The sequence below is a fragment of the Streptomyces sp. NBC_00878 genome (assembly GCF_026341515.1).
Lineage (GTDB): Bacteria > Actinomycetota > Actinomycetes > Streptomycetales > Streptomycetaceae > Streptomyces.
In genome coordinates, this window is the sequence record NZ_JAPEOK010000001.1 from 4,362,560 (window position 1) to 4,379,933 (window position 17,374).

Consider the following 17,374-nt stretch of genomic DNA (forward strand, 5'->3'; position numbering starts at 1 on the left):
GCCCCCGGCGGGAGAGGCCGGAGACCACCGGGCAGCAAAGGGGTACGGGACAGCCGCACCCCACGAGGCGCCTGCGGACAACAGCGCCTCCGCCTCCGCCACCACCTCCTCCACGTCCTCCCCGCACTCCGCGGCCTCCGCCGCGTACCTCCGCTTCCCGCACCTCAGCGGCGACCGCCTGTGCTTCGTGGCCGAGGACGACCTCTGGGTGGCCCCCCTCGACGACCCCGGCCGCGCCTGGCGGCTGACCGTCGACCGTACGAAGGTGAGTCACCCGCGCTTCTCGCCCGACGGCCGGCACATCGCGTACACGACCTGGCGCAGCCTCGTGCCGGAGATCCATCTGGTGCCGGTGGACGGCGGTCCGGCCCGGCGGCTCACCTACTGGGGGAACGCCGACACCCGGGTCTGCGGCTGGTCGCCCCCCGACAAGGAAGGAAACAGCGACATCCTCGCCGTCGCCTCGCACGGCGAACCCTTCTCCTACTTCACCTGGGCCTACAGCGTGCCGGTCAACGGCGAGCCCGGCGGCAAACTCCCGTGGGGCCCGGTCTCCCACATCGCGGTCGAGGACTTCGCAGGCAAGGACTTCGCAGGCGAGGACGTAACAGGCAAGGACGTCACGGGCAAGGACGTCACGGGCAAGGACATCGCGGGCGAGCGCCTGACCCTGCTGCTCACCGGCACACCTCCGCACGAGCCCGCCGCCTGGAAGCGCTACCGCGGCGGTGCCACCGGCCGGCTCTGGCTGCACGGGCAGCGCATCCTCGCCGGCCTCGGCGGACACCTGGACTCGCCGATGTTCGTCGGCGGCCGGATCGCCTTCCTCTCCGACCACGAGGGCATCGGCAACCTCTACTCCTGTCTCCACGACGGCTCCGACCTGCGCCGCCACACCGACCACGACGCCTTTTACGCCCGGCACGCCGCGAGCGACGGCACGCGGGTCGTTTACCAGTGCGGGGGCGACCTGTGGATCGTCGACGACCTGTCCCCGGACTCGCTCCCCCGCCGCCTCGACGTACGCCTCGGCGGGCCGCGCGCCGGACGCCGTACCTACCAGGTGCCGGCCGCGCAGCACATCGACGGGATCTCCGTGGACGAGACGGGCCGGGCCAGTGCGGTCGTCGTACGCGGCAGCCTGTACTGGCTCACGCACCGCGACGGCCCGGCGCGCACGATCGTGGACACCCCGGGCGTACGCGTCCGGCTCCCCGAGATGCTCGGCTCGGGCGGACAGGTCGCGTACGTGACGGACGCGGAGGGCGAGGACGCCGTCGAGATCGCCTATCTGCCGCGCGCGAGCGGCGAACGCGAGCCGCGCCGGCTGGCCTCCGGCGAACTGGGCCGCGTCCTGGAACTCGTCTCGGACCCGAAGGGCGAGCGCCTCGCGATCGCGTCGAACGACGGCCGCCTGCTGCTGCTCGACGCGACGGAGGAGTCTGGGGGTACGGAGGAGTCTGGGGGAGGTGAGGTCACCGAACTCATCCAGTCGATCAACGGGCCGGTGCGCGACCTGGCCTTCTCCCCGGACGGGGTCTGGCTGACCTGGTCGCACCCGGGCATCGGCCGCACCCTCCGCCAGATCAAGATGGCCCGGACCGAGGGGCCGGGCGTGCGCGTGATCGTCGATGTCACCAACGGCCGCTTCGAGGACGAGAACCCGGTCTTCACCCGGGACGGCCGCTTCCTCGCCTTCCTTTCCTGGCGCGGCTTCGACCCGGTGTACGACGTCCACACCGGCGACCTGTCCTTCCCGCTGGGCTGCCGCCCGTACCTCGTACCCCTGTCCTCGGCGACCCCGTCCCCCTTCGCGCTGAACCCGGAGGGCCGGCCGGCGGCGGGCGGCCTGGACCCGGTCGAGAACGACACCGGCGACGGTGACAGCGGCGGTGACAGCGGCACGGTGACGGTCGAGATCGAGGGCTTGGAGAGCCGCGTCACCCCCTTCCCGGTCACGGCGTCCAAGTACTCCGCGCTGTATCCCGTCGCGGGCGGCGGTCTGGTCTGGCTGCGCTGGCCGATCTCGGGCGCGCTCGGCGAGACGTTCGCGAACCCGGACGACACGAGCGGCCGTCCGACCCTGGAGTACTTCAACATCACCAAGGCGAAGAAGTCCGAACTCGTCGAGCACCTCGACTGGTTCGCGCTCAGCGGCGACGGCAGCCGGCTGGTCGTGGTCGACGAGGGCGACCTGCGCGCGGTCCCCTCCACGGAGTCCGGCGACGGCGACACGACCGTCTGGATCGACCTGCGCCGCATCCTGCACGAGGTCGACCCGGCCGCGGAGTGGCGCCAGGCGTACGCGGAGGCGGGCCGTCTGATCCGCGGCTACTTCTGGGCGCCGGACATGTGCGGCATCGACTGGGACGGGATCCTGGCGCAGTACCGCCCGCTGGTCGAACGGGTCGCGTCCCCCGACGAGTTCGCGGACCTGCTCCGCGAGGTGCTGGGCGAACTGGGCACCTCGCACGCGTACGTCACCGCCGCCCGCCGCAACGAGGGCCCGCCCCACTACCAGCGGGCGCAGGGCGTCCTCGGCGCCAACTTCGTGTGCCGCGACGGCGGTTGGCTCGTCAAACGCATCCTCCCGGGCGACTCCTCCGACTCCAAGGCCCGTTCCCCGCTGGCCGGTACGGGGATCCGCGAGGGCGCGGTCCTCACCCACGTGGACGGCCGCCCGGTGCACCCCGTCTCCGGCCCCTTCCCCCTCCTCGCGGGCGCGGGCGGTACGACGGTCGAGCTGACGTTCACCCCGGCGGAGAGCGAGCGCCGCTCGGGCGGGGGCCACTCGCGCCGGGTCGCGGTCGTCCCCCTGGTCGACGAACGCCCCCTGCGCTACCAGGACTGGGTGGCCAAACGCCGTGCGGTCGTACGGGAGTTGAGCGGCGGCCACTGCGGCTACCTGCACATCCCGGACATGGGCGGCTCGGGCTGGGCCCAGTTCAACCGCGACCTGCGCATGGAGGTGTCGCGGCCCGCCCTCATCGTCGACGTACGCGGCAACGCGGGCGGCCACATCAGCGAACTGGTCGTGGAGAAACTCACCCGCACGATCCTGGGCTGGGACCTGACCCGCAACGCCCAGCCGGTGTCGTACGCGTCCAACGCCCCGCGGGGCCCGGTGGTGGCCCTGGCCGACGAAATGACGTCGTCGGACGGCGACATGATCACGGCAGCGTTCAAACTCCTGAAGCTGGGCCCGGTGGTGGGCCAGCGCACCTGGGGCGGCGTGGTCGGCATGACCGGCCGCCACCGCCTGGGCGACGGCACCGTCATCACGGTCCCCATGAACGCCGCGTGGTTCGACGCGTACGGCTGGTCCATCGAGAACCAGGGCGTCACCCCCGACCTGGAAATCCTCCGCACCCCCCTGGACTGGGCAGAAGGCCGCCACGCCCAACTGGACGACGCAGTCCAACTGGCCCTGGACCTCCTGACCCTCCACCCCGCGGCAACTCCCCCGACCAACGAAAACACCCCGAACAGAAGCCGCCCAAAGCTTCCGCCGAGGTCTGCATAGACAGGGGCGCTGGGGTTCCTTCTTCACACGGAGGCCGGGGTTCTTTCTTCATGAGGGGGCGCACCGAAGTCTTTTAGGGGCGCGGGGAACTGCGCGACCAGCCCCCACCCACCCGCACGCGACGAACAACCCAACGCACGCACAAAAGCGTGGGGCGCCCTCCCAAAGAAGGGCACCCCACACTCACCACACTCGATCAGACGTCGTAGTCCTGATCGAACCGCTCCTGCGCATCGCGCGACGCCCGCTGCGCCTCATCAGGCGTCTGCCGCCCCGGCTCCTGACGCTCCCGCGGAGCTCGCTCACGCGGAGCCCGCTCACGCGACGCCCGCTCACGCGGTTCACGCGGCTCCTGCGGCTGCCGCCCGCGCTCACTCGCCTCGTCCCGGCCCTGGCCGGCACGTCGACGCGCCTGCTCCTCGAGCTCCGCGGCCTTGTCCTGGAACTGGTCCTTCATACCCATGAGATTCACTCCGTTGTGGGTGGGGGATGGGGCCTCGACCAGATTCACACGGACCGACAAAGCGCGCATTTCGATCAGTAACGGTCAGTTACCCACCGTGCTCCGTGCCTGCTCATCGGCCTCTCCCCCGGCCCCGACGAGCCCCTTCGACACCTGCCCAACCCGCGGAGCGACCCGCCGCATCTCCCGCTGCCCCACCGCCCCCACGAGCCCCGGCAGATACCCGCGTACGCCCTGCATCCCCCGCAGCCACCACTGCCCGTACACATGACTGGACCGCCGCTCGATCCCGGCCACGATCCGGTCGACGGCGGGCCCCAGCGGATACGTCTTGCTCGCCGGCCAGGGCAATCGCTGCCTCAACTCCCGCATGACGTCGTCCTGATCGGCCCCGCGCACCATGTCGGTGTCGGTCCACGACAGATACCCGACCCCCACGCGTACGCCCTTGTACCCGACTTCGGCCCGCAGGCTGCGCGCGTACGCCTCTACGCCCGACTTGGACGCGCAGTACGCGGTCATCATCGGCGCGGGCACGATCGCGGCGAGCGAGGCGATCTGCAGCAGGTAACCACGGCTCTCCATCAGCACGGGCAGAAACGCCCGCGCGGTCATCGCCGACCCGATGAGGTTCACCTCGATGACGCGCCGCCACGCCTCCGGGTCGGAGTCCACGAACGGCCCGCCGTTCGCGACCCCGGCGTTGGCGACGACGATGTCGACCTTCCCGAACCGCTCCTTCACCTCCGCGGCGACCCGCGTCATCGCCTCGTGGTCGGTGACGTCGGCGTACCAGTGCCCGCTCTCGCCGTGCAGCCGCTCGGCGACCTGCTTCAGCGCCTCCGGCTCCAGACCGACGAGCGCGACCGTGGCACCGCGGGCGGACAGCTTGCGGGCGAGCAGTTCCCCGACGCCCCGCGCGGCCCCCGTGACAACGGCGACCTGCCCTTCCAGGCTGACTCTGCTCATGCGCCCTCCCTCTGCTGAAACCGTTGAATCCGCTGAATCCCTATGTGTGCGGAGACGAGTTCCCGTATCCGGGTGATGACCAGCTCGGGCGCCTCGACCGGGGTCATGTGCCCGAGCCCGGGAAGCTCGGTGGAACCGACGCAGTGCGGCAGCGCGGCGACGAGGGCGCGCGCGTGCACGACGGGCGTCATCCGGTCGGCCGTTCCGGCGACGACCGCGGTCGGCACGCTCAACTCCCGTACGTGATGGTCGAGATCGAGCGTGTCGAGCACGTGCGACCAGGCGTACCGCACCTTGCGCGGGCAGGCGTGCACGATCCGCGCGCACGCCTCGACCATGCCGGGCGCCGAACCGGGCCCCATCGTCGCGTACTTGAGGATCCGCCGGGCGAGCGGCGTGACGGGCCCGAGCGGAGCCCGCGACCCGAGGATCTTCCCGGTCAGCCAGGTCCGTGCCCGCCCGGCCCGCATCGGCACCACCAGCGACTCGGCGACCAGCCGCGAACTGCCCGTACTGCACAGCAGAACGGCGCCCGCGTGCTCCCGGAACCGAGCCCGCCCGGCCGCCGCCATCAGCGTCATTCCGCCCATGGAGTGCCCCACCAGGACGGCCTTCTCGCCGGGCGCGAGCGTGGCGGCGAGCACCGCCTCCAGGTCGTCGGCGAGCGCGTCCGCACTGCACACGGGGTGCGCGGGACTGCGCCCGTGCCCCCGCTGGTCGTACGCGATCACGCGGTGGTCGGCGGCGAGGTCCCGTACCTGCGCCGCCCAGAAGGCGGTCGAGCACGACCACCCGTGCGAGAGCACGACCGCGGGCGCGCCATCGGGCCCGTGCACCTCGACGTGCAGCCGCGCCCCGTCGGCGGAGACGGCGGTCAGCTCACTCGCGGGAACGGGCGGCGCGTAAGGACCGGAAGACACGTGCATGAGTCGGCTCACGCGCCCGCCTCCGCCGTCTTCTTCGTACGGGGTTCAAGTGCCGCGTCCGGCACGGGCGGCGCCGACGGGGGCCGGAGCAGGTCGTACTCCCCCAGGTCCACGCGCCGCGTGGCGCTGCGGAACTCCGTGGTCGTACCGGGCCAGATGGTCGTGTTGTCGCCGTTGCCGTCCAGGTACCAGCTGGTGCAGCCGCCGGTGTTCCAGACCGTGCGCTTCATGCGCTCCTGGACGCGGTCGGTCCAGGCGTCGACCGCGCCGGGCCGCGCGTCGAGGGCGGCCCGGCCGCCGAGCGTCTCCAACTGCCGTACGTAGTCGGCCATGTAGTTCAGCTGGGACTCGATCATCAGGATCATGCTGGAGTGCCCGAGGCCCGTGTTCGGTCCGATGATCGTCATCCAGTTGGGGAACCCGGCCGCCGTCGCGCCCCGCAGCGACTTCATTCCGGACCGCCACACCTCGGCGAGGGTCTTGCCCTCCGCGCCGACTACCCGCTCGGTGATCGGCATGTCGGTGACGTGGAAGCCCGTGCCGAAGACGATCGCGTCGACCTCCGCCTCGCTTCCGTCGGCGGCCACGACGGTCGACCCGCGGACCTCGCTGAGCCCGCTCGCGATCACGTCCACATTGGGCTGGGCGAGGGCCGGGTAGTACGTGCTGGACAGCAGGATGCGCTTGCAGCCGATGCGGTAGTCCGGGGTCAGCTTGGCCCGCAGGTCAGGGTCCTTGATGGCGCGGGCCATGTTCCGCTTGGCCAACTGCTCGATCAGGCCGAGTCTGTTGGACTGTGTGCTGAACGCCCGGATCTGCAACTCCCGGATGCCCCACAGGAATCCGCGGCGGGCCCGCGAGGTGAAGGGCAGCTGCCGGTGGAGCGTGCGCTCGGCCCCGGTGATGGCCCGGTCGACGCGCGGCATCACCCAGGGCGGGGTGCGCTGGAAGAGGGTGAGCCTGGCGACGTCCGGCTGGAGGGACGGCACGATCTGGATGGCCGAGGCCCCCGTACCGATCATCGCGATCCGCTTGCCGCGCGGGTCGTAGTCGTGGTCCCAGCGGGCCGAGTGGAAGACCTTGCCGGGGAAGGTGTCGAGGCCGGGGACGTCCGGCAGCTTGGGATCGGAGAGCGGCCCGGTCGCGGAGACGACGATGTCGGCGGTGAGGGTCCCGCTGCTGGTCTCGATGACCCAGCACAGCCGCTTCCCGTCCCAGGTCATCAGCTTGACTTCGGAGTTGAGGCGAAGGTGCGGCCGCAGCCGGAAGACATCGGCGACGTGTTCCAGATAGTCGCGGATGTGCTCCTGCCCGGAGAAGGTGCGCGGCCAGTCGGGATTGGGCGCGAACGAAAAAGAATAGAGATGGGACGGCACGTCACAAGCACAGCCCGGATAGCTGTTGTCCCGCCAGGTCCCGCCCACGCTGTCGGCCCGCTCCAGGACGACGAAGTCGGTGACGCCCTCCCGGCGCAACCGCACGGCGGCGCCGAGCCCGCCGAAACCGGAGCCGACCACCGCCACCCGTACATGTTCGTGCTCGGTCATCCGGACGCCTCCATTGCCGCGTACGACGCTGCCCACTCCGCCAGTGAACACTGGCGCAGTGGGAGCGTAGAGCAGCTCCATACCGATGGGTAGGGGTCGCACGAGGGAAAGCTACCGACGGTACGACATAGGCTTTCGGCGTGGCGGAGAAGCGGGAGTACCGAATGGAGGAGCTGGCCAGGGAGGCCGGCATCACCGTGCGCACGCTGCGCTTCTACCGTGAGCGCAAGCTGATCCCGCCACCGCGCCGGGAGGGCCGCATCGCCTGGTACGACGAGGACCACCTGGCCCGGCTGCGCACGATCGCCGCGCTTCTGGAACGCGGCCACACACTCAGCGGCATAGCCGAACTCGCCGAGGCGTTCGACAACGGCCGCGATGTCGGCGACCTCCTGGGCCTGGGCGCGCCCACGGAGGAGACCCCGGTCCGCCTCTCCCCCGAGGAACTGGCCGACGTCTTCGGCGACCAGGCGACCTCGGAGAACCTCGCCGCGGCCCTCGACCTCGGCTACCTCGCCACCGACGGCACGGACCTCGTCCACGTCAGCCGCCGCCTCCTCGACACGTCGGCGGCCCTGGTCCGCGAGGGCATCCCGCTGTCGGACGTCCTCGCCACGGCGAAGCGCGTCCGCGAACACACCGAGGCCCTGGCCGACCTCTTCACCACGCTCGCCCTCACAACCGGACCGGCCAACCGCACCCCGGAGGACCTCCAACGCCTGCGCCCGCTGGCGAAGAGCGTGGTGGAGGCGGAACTCTCGATGGCACTGGACCGACGCCTCAGCCGACGGCTGGGATCTTGACGCCCGCCGCGATGTAGAGGCTGAACGACCGACCGGCAGAGGACTCCAGAACCTGGCTCCCGGAATGTTCATCCCATCGAGGTACTTTCCAGCCAATCGAAGACAAACCTCAGCACCATCGGATCCTCGTCTTCGGGTTGCCCGAGTCCGCCCACCCGCTCGTAGTGACACCGCATGCGGACGGCCTCATCGTCCGGCGGTGCATGGACCTGGCCCACGACGCCGAGCAGGAGGCCCGGACCATCTCCTCCCGGGTCAGCGGGAGCCACGAAGTGCTGCGTGCGACGGGCCGCTACGGAGGTGGACTGGTGCCCTTCGGCTACCAGAGTGCACCGCACCCCTCTGGCAGCGGATGGTGCCTGACCCCCGACCCCGAGACCGCTGCCCTGGTCCGGACCATCGTGGAGGGCGTGCACGCCGGAGTACACGCTCAGCCGCTATCGCCAATCGGGGGCGGCAGATGCCACCGTGTCCCGCGAGCAGCTGCTCCACGGCGGTGTCCGGGTTACCGTCACCAAGGGCAACCGCAGCGGTGGACCTGACCGACTGGCCGGACCGGACACCTCACGTCTGACCATCACCTTCGGCAACCGCCCCGGCGCACAGCAGAACAGCTGAGCAACCGATTCCGTCCGACGGACAGTACGGGGCGCGCGATGCTCCGGAACGTCCCGTACCGTCCCGTCACATCTCGAAGACCACGGTCACGGGAGCGTGGTCCGACCACCGTTCCCCATGGCTGGCCGCCCGCTCCACGAATGCCTTGACCGCTCGCCCCGCAAGCCCAGGAGTTGCCACGGCCAGGTCAATCCTCCAACCTGCGTCGTTGTCGAAGGCCCGCCCCCGGTACGACCACCACGTGTACGGCCCCTCCGCGTCCGGATGCAGCGCGCGTACGACATCCACGTACCCGCCCTCCGTCTCGTCGAAGACGCGGCCGAGCCACTCCCGTTCCTCGGGCAGGAACCCGGAGTTCTTCTGGTTGCCGCGCCAGTTCTTGAGGTCGGCCTGCTGGTGGGCGATGTTCCAGTCGCCGCAGACGACGACCTCGCGCCCGTCGGCGGCGGCGCGCTCGCGCAGGACCTTGAGGTGGGTGAGGAACTCGTGCATGAACCGGATCTTCTCGTCCTGCCGCTCGGTGCCGACCTCACCGGAGGGCAGGTACAGGCTGGCGACAGTGACGCCGGGCAGGTCGGCCTCGACGTACCGGCCACTGCCGTCGAACTCGGCGGACCCGAAGCCGACCTGGACGCGGTCGGGTTCGCGGCGCGTATAGAGGGAGACGCCGGCCCGGCCCTTCGCGGCGGCGGGCGCGTGCACGACATGCCACCCCTCGGGCTGCCGCACACCCGCAGGGAGTTGCTCCGGCTCGGCCCGTACCTCCTGGAGGCACAGCACATCGGCGGACGTCTCCGCCAGCCACTCCACGAAGCCCTTCTTGGCGGCGGCCCGGAGCCCGTTCACATTCACAGAGGTCACAGTGAGCACGCGGGCACGATACCGGCACACTGGTACGTGCACAGCGCCCGGCCGAGCCCTTCGCGTGGACGGGCGGACGCACCGCACGCCACCCTTCCCACCAACCGCATAGAAGTACGATAACTAGCATGAGTATACGCCGGGTCGCCTTCGACCACCCCGACGCCGTCAAGCTCAACGACCAGGTGCAGGCCGAGTACGCCATGCGCTACGGGGACGACGGCGACGTCACCCCGCTCGACGCGTCGATGTTCGCGCCGCCGCTCGGCCTGTACCTGATGGCGTACGACGCCCAGGGGCGCCCGGTGGCCACGGGCGGCTGGCGCTCCCAGGACGAGAACGACGAGGGCTACTCGGACGGCGACGCCGAGCTGAAGCGGATGTACGTGGTCGAGGAGGCCCGCGGCAACGGCCTCGCCCGCCGCATCCTGGCGGCCCTGGAGGACGACGCCCGCGCGGCAGGCCGTACGCGCATGGTCCTGGAGACCGGCAACAAGCAGCCCGAGGCCATCGCCCTCTACGCCTCCAGCGGCTACGAGCCGTGCGTCAAGTTCGGCCACTACCGCTTCTACGAGGACAGCCGCTGCTTCGCGAAGCTTCTGTGAGGACTCCGGCCCGGCGCGAGCGGGGCCACTAGCCTGTCGTGATCATCGGCCCGGTTCACCACGGGTACCAGGCCGCCGGACCGGACCCGCACCACCGGAACCACCGGAACCACCGGCACTTCACAAGACTTCACGACAGGGGACCCATGACTTCGCGCCGCCGCACGCCCGGACTTCTGCGAGCCGCCGTGCCCTTCACCGCCCTCGCACTCGCCCTCACCGCGTGCTCCGACGGCGGAACCAAGGCGTCCGGCGCGGACGACAAGGGCGGCTCCTCCGCCGAGGCGGGCGTCATCTCCCTCAAGTCGGCGCAGGCCGTCCTGCTCAACTACGCCAAGGTCAACAACGCGGCCAACGCCGCGCAGGCCCCGGACCGGACGGCCGAGGTGGAGGGCGGCGCGCTGCTCCAGCAGAGCCAGGCGACGTTCACCCAGTTCAAGGCCCTGCCGAAGGAGAAGCAGGCGAGCTTCAAGACGCCGTTCCACTATCCGGTCGAGGGCGCCCGCTTCTACATCCCCCGCAAGGGTGCGCCGCAGGTCTTCATGGTCGACACCCGGGTCACGGGCGAGGACATCGAGAAGGACCGTCGCCGCCTCCTGGTCTTCGAGCACGTGAAGGACTACGAGAAGAGCAAGAACAAGGGCGCCGAGTGGAAGGCGGTGTCCGTCGGCGAGGCCGACGGCAAGTTGCCGGCCGTCGCCCGCGACGACGACGGCTTCGTCACGGTCCTGAAGGCCTCGGACACGGTGGGCAAGGTCAAGCTCGACGATCTGCGCGACCTGTCCAAGGACTTCTATGTCACGGGCGGCAAGAAGGCGGGCGCGAGCTTCGCGAACACCGCGTCAGTGAAGGCCTGGAAGAAGGCGTACACGAACCGCGCCGCCTTCGACGACGGCTGCGTCGACGGCGAGTACGAGCCCGGCTTCACCGCGGCCGAGACGGCGTACGGCCTGAAGACCACCGACGGCGGCGCCCTTGCCCTCTACGACTTCGGCATCGACTACCGGAACTGGCCGAAGGCCGAGGGCCCCCGCTGTGCCACCCAGCTGAACATCGACAACCTGCCCACGGTCACGGACATCTACCTGGACGGCAGGACCAGTACGAGCGGCCTGACCCGCACGAACTCCCTGATCACGATGGCCGTGATCCCGGCATCCGGCACGGACATCCGGGTCACGGGCTACCACTTGCAGATGGTCAACGCGAAGTAGCGCACACGACAGAGCCCCAGCCGGTGATACCGACTGGGGCTCTGATCTGTGCGCGCGTGGACCTGTGGGGATTTGAACCCCAGACCCCCTCGATGCGAACGAGGTGCGCTACCAGACTGCGCCACAGGCCCTTGCAACGAGTGAAACTCTAGCATCCCCGTCCGGGTGCTCGGAAATCCGTTGTCGGGCCCTCACCCGCTGGTCAGGGGCGGGCGCGACACGGGACTTCTGAGGCACCGTCACTCGTTGGCCGCGCGCGGCCGGTCGCCGTCCTCGTACTGGTCGAAGAGGGGCGTACGGCCGCGTTCGCGGGCGCGGCGGGCCGAGGCCGCGCGCCGGGCGTCCGCGGCGCTGCCCGAGGCATCGTCCGCGTCATCCGCATCGTCCGCGTCGGACTCACCGTGCTCGCCGCGCTCGCCGTACGCGCCGCGCTCGCCGTACTCACCCTGCTCCGCGTTCGCCTCGGCCGCGGCGGCACGGTCGGCGTTCGGTTCGATCGTGCTGGACCGGGCCGAGCTCCAGGCGTCGGGTCCGCCCAGGTCCACCTCGGACGTGGCGCGGGGGGCGACCGGGGCGGTCACGTACGTCGGCAGCGGCACCGGGACGGGGTCCCAGCTGTCGCCGCGGGCGGGTCCGCTCCGGCGCTCGCGCTGCTGGTCGACCCACTCGGCGTGGTCGGTCTGCTCGACGAGGGCGCGGCGGCCGGCGGCGAGCGCGGACAGGCCGGGGTCGGTGTCCGACTCGGGTCCGTCCTCCGGCTCGTCCGCGGTGCCCGGATCGGCGGGCGGGCGGCGCCTGGGCTGCCGCTCCCGCAGCCGCCGCGCCGCGTCCTCGGCCCGCCTGCGGTCCATCACGTACGTGAAGCGCCGCCGCTCCTGGGAGCGCAGGTATGCGATGTAGACGCTCAGCATCACCGCGGGCACCCCGGGCGCCCACAGGAACGCGAGTCCGCCGACGGCCGCGACGATCGCGCCGAGCGTGAAAGCCATGAAGAGCACGACCGTCGTACGCCGTCGGCGCGCGAGCACCTTCGAGCGCCGGGCCCGCGCTGCGGCCTCCGCCGCCGCGGCCCGCCGCGCGGGAGACGAAGCGGAGGATACGGAGGCCGCGGACGAGGCGGATGCTCCGTTCGGCGACGACTTGGCGCCCTGCTGGGGTACCGGTCGGCCACCCGCCGCACGGCCGGACTTCGGCGTCGGCGCGGGGTTGGCCGCCGCGGGAGACCCGGGCTTCGGCACCGTCGCGGACACCTGTCTCGACGCCTGCCGCGCCGCCTGTTCCGTAGCCTGCCGCGCCGCTTGGTCCGTCGCCTGCTTCGACGCGGGCCGCGCCTGCGTCGGAGGCATGGCGAAGGCCCGGACGTCCACCGAGTCGGTGACGCCGTCCGGGTCGGCGTGGTGCTCCCCCTCCTCGGTGGAGCGCGCCCGCAGGTCCTTGGCGTATCGGCGCTCCATGCCCGCCCGGCCCGACAGAAGCCGGATGGCGGTGCTGAAGCGTTCCGTCGGACGGGCTTCGTTCAGCTCGTCCTGCCTACGGAGCCACATAGGCACCAAGTAGGCGGCCCAGGCCCCGACAATGACTGCGTAGATGAGGCCGCTGCTGCTCACGCCTCACACGGTAGAGGGGTTTGCATGAGGCCATCTGCCAATTGAGCCGGTGTGTCGCACGATCTGGCTGATATTTCGAGCTTTTTTTGTGACCGATGCGATCAGCAGGCCGCCTGGAGCGCGAAATTAATGCCCGAGGTTGGTCGAAGGATGGTCGATGGCCGATCAATTTCGAACATTCATTTCATTTACGCGGTGTTTCGAGGGGTGTCCCGCGGGGAGTTTTCGGACGTGTTCCGCGAGCGTGTCCGCCGCCAGCGGGCCAGCAGCCCTTCGGGCATCTCTTCGGCCGTGAGCGCGAAGACGAGGTGGTCGCGCCAGGCGCCGTCGATGTGGAGATAGCGCGGGCGAAGGCCTTCCTCGCGGAATCCGAGTTTCTCCACGACCCGTCGGCTCGGCCCGTTCTCGGGCCGAATACAGACCTCGATGCGGTGCAGACCGACGCTTCGGAAGCAGTGGTCGGACACAAGCGCCACAGCCGTCGGCATCACTCCGCGACCGGCGACCGCCTCGTCCACCCAGTAGCCGATATGGCCCGAGCACATCGAGCCCCAGGTGATTCCGGCGACGGTCAGCTGCCCGACGAGCCGCCCCTGGTACTCGATGACGAACGGCAGCATCCGCCCCGAGTTCGCCTCGGCGCGCAGATGCCGGACCATCTGGCGGTACGTCGGCCGGTGGGCGATCGGTCCGCTGGGCGTGGGCGGCGGGATGGTCGCCTCCCAGGGGCGCAGCCAGTCCCGGTTGCGGCGGTTGACCTCGCGCCAGGCCCGCTGGTCGCGCAGCTTTATGGGCCGGAGGACCACATCGCCGTCCACCAGCTCGACCGGCCAGGATGGGCTGTTCAGCTCGCACCCCCACTGCCGCTGGGTCTGGGGTGGTCGCCGCCGCGGATCTGCTCGACGGCGTGGATCAGGAGGGGCTCAAGGACGGCGAGACCGTCCCGCACCCCACCGGTGGAACCGGGAAGGTTCACGATCAGCGTCCTCTCCGCGACCCCGGCGAGCCCTCGGGAGAGCGCCGCCGTGGGCACCTTCTCTCTTCCGAACGCCCTGACGGCCTCGGGAATGCCCGGCACCTCGTACGCGATCACCTTCCGGGTGGCCTCCGGGGTGCGGTCGGTGGGTGAGACGCCCGTGCCGCCGGTGGTCACGATGACGTCGTACCCGGCTCGGACGCCCGCCCGCAGAGCGTTCTCGACGGGGTCCCCGTCAGGAACCACCCACGGCCCGTCGACGGCGAAGCCGAACTTCTGGAGTCCCTCCGCGATCAGGGGCCCGCCCCTGTCCGCGTAGACACCCGCCGCCGCGCGGTTCGAGGCCGTCACCACGAGCGCGCTGTACGGAGCGGTCAGCGCGCTGCCGACCGGCGGCTCGGCCGGGGCCGACTCGGGCGCCGTCACGCCCGGCTCCAGTCGCCCGACTTGCCGCCCGTCTTCTCCTCCACGCGCACGTCCGTGATGACCGCCCCCTTGTCGACCGCCTTGACCATGTCGATCACGGTGAGAGCCGCGACGCTGACCGCGGTGAGGGCCTCCATCTCGACGCCCGTGCGGTCGGTGGTCTTCACGGTGGCCAGGATCTCGACGGCGTCGTCCGCGACCGACAGATCAAGCTTGACACCCGACACTGACAACGGATGACAGAGCGGGATCAGATCCGGTGTCCGCTTGGCGCCCATGATGCCCGCGATGCGCGCGGTGGCGAGGGCGTCGCCCTTGGGTACCCCCTCGCCGCGCAGCAGCTCGATCACGCGGGGCGAGACGAGGACGCGACCGCTCGCTCGGGCGGTGCGCGCGGTCACGTCCTTGTCGGACACGTCGACCATGCGGGCGGCACCCGCCTCGTCGATGTGGGTCAGTCGGTCCTGCGTACTCATGATGGCTGGGGCGCTCCCGGTCGGGCCTGTTGTGCGCGACACGGTACCCCCAAGTCGGGGCCTTCAGCCGAGGAGAACCACGTCGACCTCGGTGCCGGGCTCCACGGACTCGTCGGACTCGGAGACAACAATCAGCGCGTTCGCGTGCGCGAGGGCCGCGATCAGGTGGGATCCGGCGCCGCCGACGGGGGTCACCTCCCCGTCCGCATACCGTCCGCGCAGGAATTGACGGCGTCCGGCGGGCGAGGTGAGCGCCTTGTCCGTACGGAGGGTCGCCCTGGTCATGGGCCGGTGGATGTCGTCGACGCCCATCAGCGCGCGGATCGCGGGGCGCACGAACAGCTCGAAGGACACGTACGACGAGACGGGGTTGCCCGGGAGCGCGAGCAGTGGGGTGTGGTCGGGGCCGATGGAGCCGAAGCCCTGGGGCTTGCCCGGCTGCATGGCGAGGGTGCGGAACTCGATGCCGCTGCCCGCCTCGTCCTCGTCGCCGACGGAGGACAGGGCCTCCTTGACGACGTCGTACGCGCCGACGCTGACGCCGCCCGTGGTGACCAGGAGGTCGGCGCGGATGAGCTGGTCCTCGATGGTGGCGCGGAGTGTCTCGGCGTCGTCGGCGACCGCGCCCACGCGGTAGGCGATCGCGCCGGCGTCACGGGCGGCGGCGCACAGCGCGAAGCTGTTGGAGTCGTAGATCTGGCCGGTGCCCAACTGCTCGTCGGGCTGGACCAGTTCGCTGCCGGTGGACAGGACGACCACGCGCGGGCGCGGGCGTACGCGTACGGTGCTGCGGCCGATCGCGGCGAGCAGGCCGATCTGCGGCGGGCCGAGGACCGTGCCCGCGGCGAGGGCGCGGTCGCCGGCCTTCACGTCGCTGCCCTTGGCGCGCACGTGCGCGCGTGCCTGTGCCTGGCGGTGGACGTGGACCTGGCCGGAGGCGTCCTCGGGGGACGCGCTGCGGGCGCGCATCCCGGAGACGGGGCCCTCGCCGAGGCCGCCGTCGGTCCACTCCACGGGGACGACGGCTTCGGCGCCGGGCGGCAGCGGGGCGCCCGTCATGATGCGGGCGGCCTGGCCGGGGCCCACCTGGAGCAGTTCGGACTCGCCCGCCGCGACGTCGCCGATGACCGTGAGGACGGCCGGGTACTCCTCGCTCGCGCCCGCGACATCGGCGACCCGGACCGCGTACCCGTCCATCGAGCTGTTGTCGAACGGCGGCAGGGAGACCGGCACCGTGACGTCCTCGACCAGGACGCAGCCCTGGGCGTCGAGGAGTTGCAGCTCGATGGGTTCGAGGGGGCGGACGGTCGCGAGGATGTCCTCCAGGTGCTCGGACACCGACCAGAGGTGGTCCTGGCCGGTGACGCGGGCGGCGGCGCTGGTCAAATTGCTACATCTCCTCGGTGACGTAACGGTGGAGCCAGGTCCGGAAGTCCGGGCCCAGGTCTTCACGTTCGCACGCGAGTCGGACAATGGCACGCAGGTAGTCGCCGCGGTCGCCGGTGTCATAGCGGCGGCCCTTGAAGATCACGCCGTGCACCGGGCCGCCGACCTTCTCGTCCGCGGCGAGCTGCTGGAGGGCGTCGGTGAGCTGGATCTCGCCGCCGCGACCGGGCTCGGTCTCGCGCAGTATGTCGAAGACGTGCGGGTCGAGGACGTAGCGGCCGATGATCGCGTAGTTGCTCGGGGCGTCGGCGGCGGCCGGCTTCTCGACCAGGTCGTGGACCTTGACCACATCACTGTCGTCGGTGGCGTCGACGGCCGCGCACCCGTAGAGGTGGATCTGCTCGGGGGCGACCTCCATGAGGGCGATCACGCTGCCGCCGTACTGCTCCTGGACGTCGACCATGCGCTTGAGGAGCGGGTCGCGCGGGTCGATCAGGTCGTCGCCGAGGAGCACGGCGAAGGGCTCGTGGCCGACGTGCGGGGCGGCGCACAGCACTGCGTGGCCGAGGCCCTTGGGGTCGCCCTGTCGGACGTAGTGCATGGTGGCAAGGTCGCTGGACTCCTGCACCTTGGCGAGCCGGTCGGCGTCGCCCTTCTTCTGAAGGGCCGATTCCAGCTCGTAGTTGCGGTCGAAGTGGTCCTCAAGGGGTCGCTTGTTGCGACCCGTGATCATGAGGACGTCGTCGAGGCCCGCGGACGCGGCCTCCTCGACCACGTACTGGATCGCCGGCTTGTCGACGACCGGCAGCATCTCCTTGGGAGTGGCTTTGGTGGCCGGCAGGAACCGGGTTCCGAGGCCTGCTGCGGGGATGACAGCCTTGCTGATCCTGGGGTGTGCCTGAGTCATGCCCGACACCATATCCGGTGCCTTCGTACGGAATCTGTGGCTCCGGTTATTTTGTTCCCATATGAGT

16 protein-coding genes and 1 tRNA gene are annotated in these 17,374 nt (G+C 70.8%); 5 read left to right on the forward strand and 12 right to left on the reverse strand.

The features are described 5' to 3' along the window. Positions 1–178 precede the first annotated feature (178 nt). Positions 179–3,523 (forward strand): S41 family peptidase, encoded by a 3,345-nt coding sequence (locus OHA11_RS18190; RefSeq protein ID WP_266507271.1) that lies wholly within the window; start codon positions 179–181, stop codon positions 3,521–3,523. Positions 3,524–3,719: 196 nt separating this feature from the next. Here OHA11_RS18190 and OHA11_RS18195 read toward each other — a convergent pair whose 3' ends face one another. The 4 genes from OHA11_RS18195 to OHA11_RS18210 form a co-directional block, all read right to left on the reverse strand. Then, a complete protein-coding gene (locus tag OHA11_RS18195; protein WP_266497542.1) occupies positions 3,720–3,986 on the reverse strand; it encodes a hypothetical protein in 267 nt (88 codons plus the stop codon). Between the two features lie 84 nt (positions 3,987–4,070). After that, entirely contained in the window at positions 4,071–4,955 is an 885-nt protein-coding gene (locus tag OHA11_RS18200) for an SDR family oxidoreductase (RefSeq protein WP_266497544.1), read from the reverse strand. Then, positions 4,952–5,893: an alpha/beta fold hydrolase gene (locus OHA11_RS18205; protein ID WP_266497546.1), complete on the reverse strand. Its 942-nt coding sequence runs from the start codon at positions 5,891–5,893 to the stop codon at positions 4,952–4,954. Before OHA11_RS18205 ends, OHA11_RS18200 begins: the two co-directional genes overlap by 4 nt. After that, on the reverse strand, positions 5,890–7,428 hold the full coding sequence (locus tag OHA11_RS18210; protein WP_266497547.1) for an NAD(P)/FAD-dependent oxidoreductase: 1,539 nt from the start codon (positions 7,426–7,428) through the stop codon (positions 5,890–5,892). Before OHA11_RS18210 ends, OHA11_RS18205 begins: the two co-directional genes overlap by 4 nt. A gap of 164 nt (positions 7,429–7,592) precedes the next feature. Between OHA11_RS18210 and OHA11_RS18215 the strand changes: the two genes are divergently transcribed. Together OHA11_RS18215 and OHA11_RS18220 are read left to right on the forward strand one after the other, a co-directional pair. Beyond that, positions 7,593–8,231, forward strand: a complete 639-nt coding sequence (locus tag OHA11_RS18215) for a MerR family transcriptional regulator (RefSeq protein ID WP_266507273.1) — start codon at positions 7,593–7,595, stop codon at positions 8,229–8,231. Positions 8,232–8,699: 468 nt separating this feature from the next. Next, positions 8,700–8,849 (forward strand): hypothetical protein, encoded by a 150-nt coding sequence (locus OHA11_RS18220; protein WP_266497548.1) that lies wholly within the window; start codon positions 8,700–8,702, stop codon positions 8,847–8,849. 66 nt (positions 8,850–8,915) lie between these two features. Here the strand turns inward: OHA11_RS18220 and OHA11_RS18225 are convergent, their stop codons facing one another. Next, positions 8,916–9,740, reverse strand: coding sequence for an exodeoxyribonuclease III (locus OHA11_RS18225; RefSeq protein WP_266497550.1), 825 nt, complete (start codon positions 9,738–9,740; stop codon positions 8,916–8,918). Positions 9,741–9,838: 98 nt separating this feature from the next. Between OHA11_RS18225 and OHA11_RS18230 the strand changes: the two genes are divergently transcribed. Both OHA11_RS18230 and OHA11_RS18235 read left to right on the forward strand, forming a co-directional pair. After that, positions 9,839–10,315 carry a GNAT family N-acetyltransferase gene (locus OHA11_RS18230; RefSeq protein WP_266497551.1) on the forward strand — a complete coding sequence of 159 codons (477 nt, stop codon included), beginning with the start codon at positions 9,839–9,841 and terminating at the stop codon, positions 10,313–10,315. Positions 10,316–10,461: 146 nt separating this feature from the next. Beyond that, positions 10,462–11,529 carry a hypothetical protein gene (locus OHA11_RS18235; RefSeq protein ID WP_266497553.1) on the forward strand — a complete coding sequence of 356 codons (1,068 nt, stop codon included), beginning with the start codon at positions 10,462–10,464 and terminating at the stop codon, positions 11,527–11,529. A 57-nt stretch (positions 11,530–11,586) separates the two neighbouring features. Here the strand turns inward: OHA11_RS18235 and OHA11_RS18240 are convergent. The 7 genes from OHA11_RS18240 to galU all read right to left on the reverse strand — a co-directional run bounded on the left by OHA11_RS18240 (position 11,587) and on the right by galU (position 17,307). Next, positions 11,587–11,660: transfer RNA gene (locus tag OHA11_RS18240), tRNA-Ala, on the reverse strand. Between the two features lie 108 nt (positions 11,661–11,768). Next, entirely contained in the window at positions 11,769–13,136 is a 1,368-nt protein-coding gene (glpR, locus tag OHA11_RS18245) for a gephyrin-like molybdotransferase receptor GlpR (RefSeq protein ID WP_266497555.1), read from the reverse strand. 188 nt (positions 13,137–13,324) lie between these two features. Then, positions 13,325–13,954: a GNAT family N-acetyltransferase gene (locus OHA11_RS18250; RefSeq protein ID WP_266497557.1), complete on the reverse strand. Its 630-nt coding sequence runs from the start codon at positions 13,952–13,954 to the stop codon at positions 13,325–13,327. A 26-nt stretch (positions 13,955–13,980) separates the two neighbouring features. Further along, positions 13,981–14,490, reverse strand: a complete 510-nt coding sequence (locus OHA11_RS18255; protein ID WP_323186770.1) for a MogA/MoaB family molybdenum cofactor biosynthesis protein — start codon at positions 14,488–14,490, stop codon at positions 13,981–13,983. A gap of 44 nt (positions 14,491–14,534) precedes the next feature. Further along, positions 14,535–15,014 carry a cyclic pyranopterin monophosphate synthase MoaC gene (moaC, locus tag OHA11_RS18260; protein WP_266497560.1) on the reverse strand — a complete coding sequence of 160 codons (480 nt, stop codon included), beginning with the start codon at positions 15,012–15,014 and terminating at the stop codon, positions 14,535–14,537. Positions 15,015–15,077: 63 nt separating this feature from the next. After that, positions 15,078–16,400, reverse strand: a complete 1,323-nt coding sequence (glp, locus tag OHA11_RS18265) for a gephyrin-like molybdotransferase Glp (RefSeq protein WP_266497561.1) — start codon at positions 16,398–16,400, stop codon at positions 15,078–15,080. Between the two features lie 4 nt (positions 16,401–16,404). Beyond that, complete coding sequence (galU, locus tag OHA11_RS18270; protein WP_266497563.1) at positions 16,405–17,307, reverse strand: UTP--glucose-1-phosphate uridylyltransferase GalU; 903 nt, start codon at positions 17,305–17,307, stop codon at positions 16,405–16,407. Between the last annotated feature and the right edge of the window lie 67 nt (positions 17,308–17,374).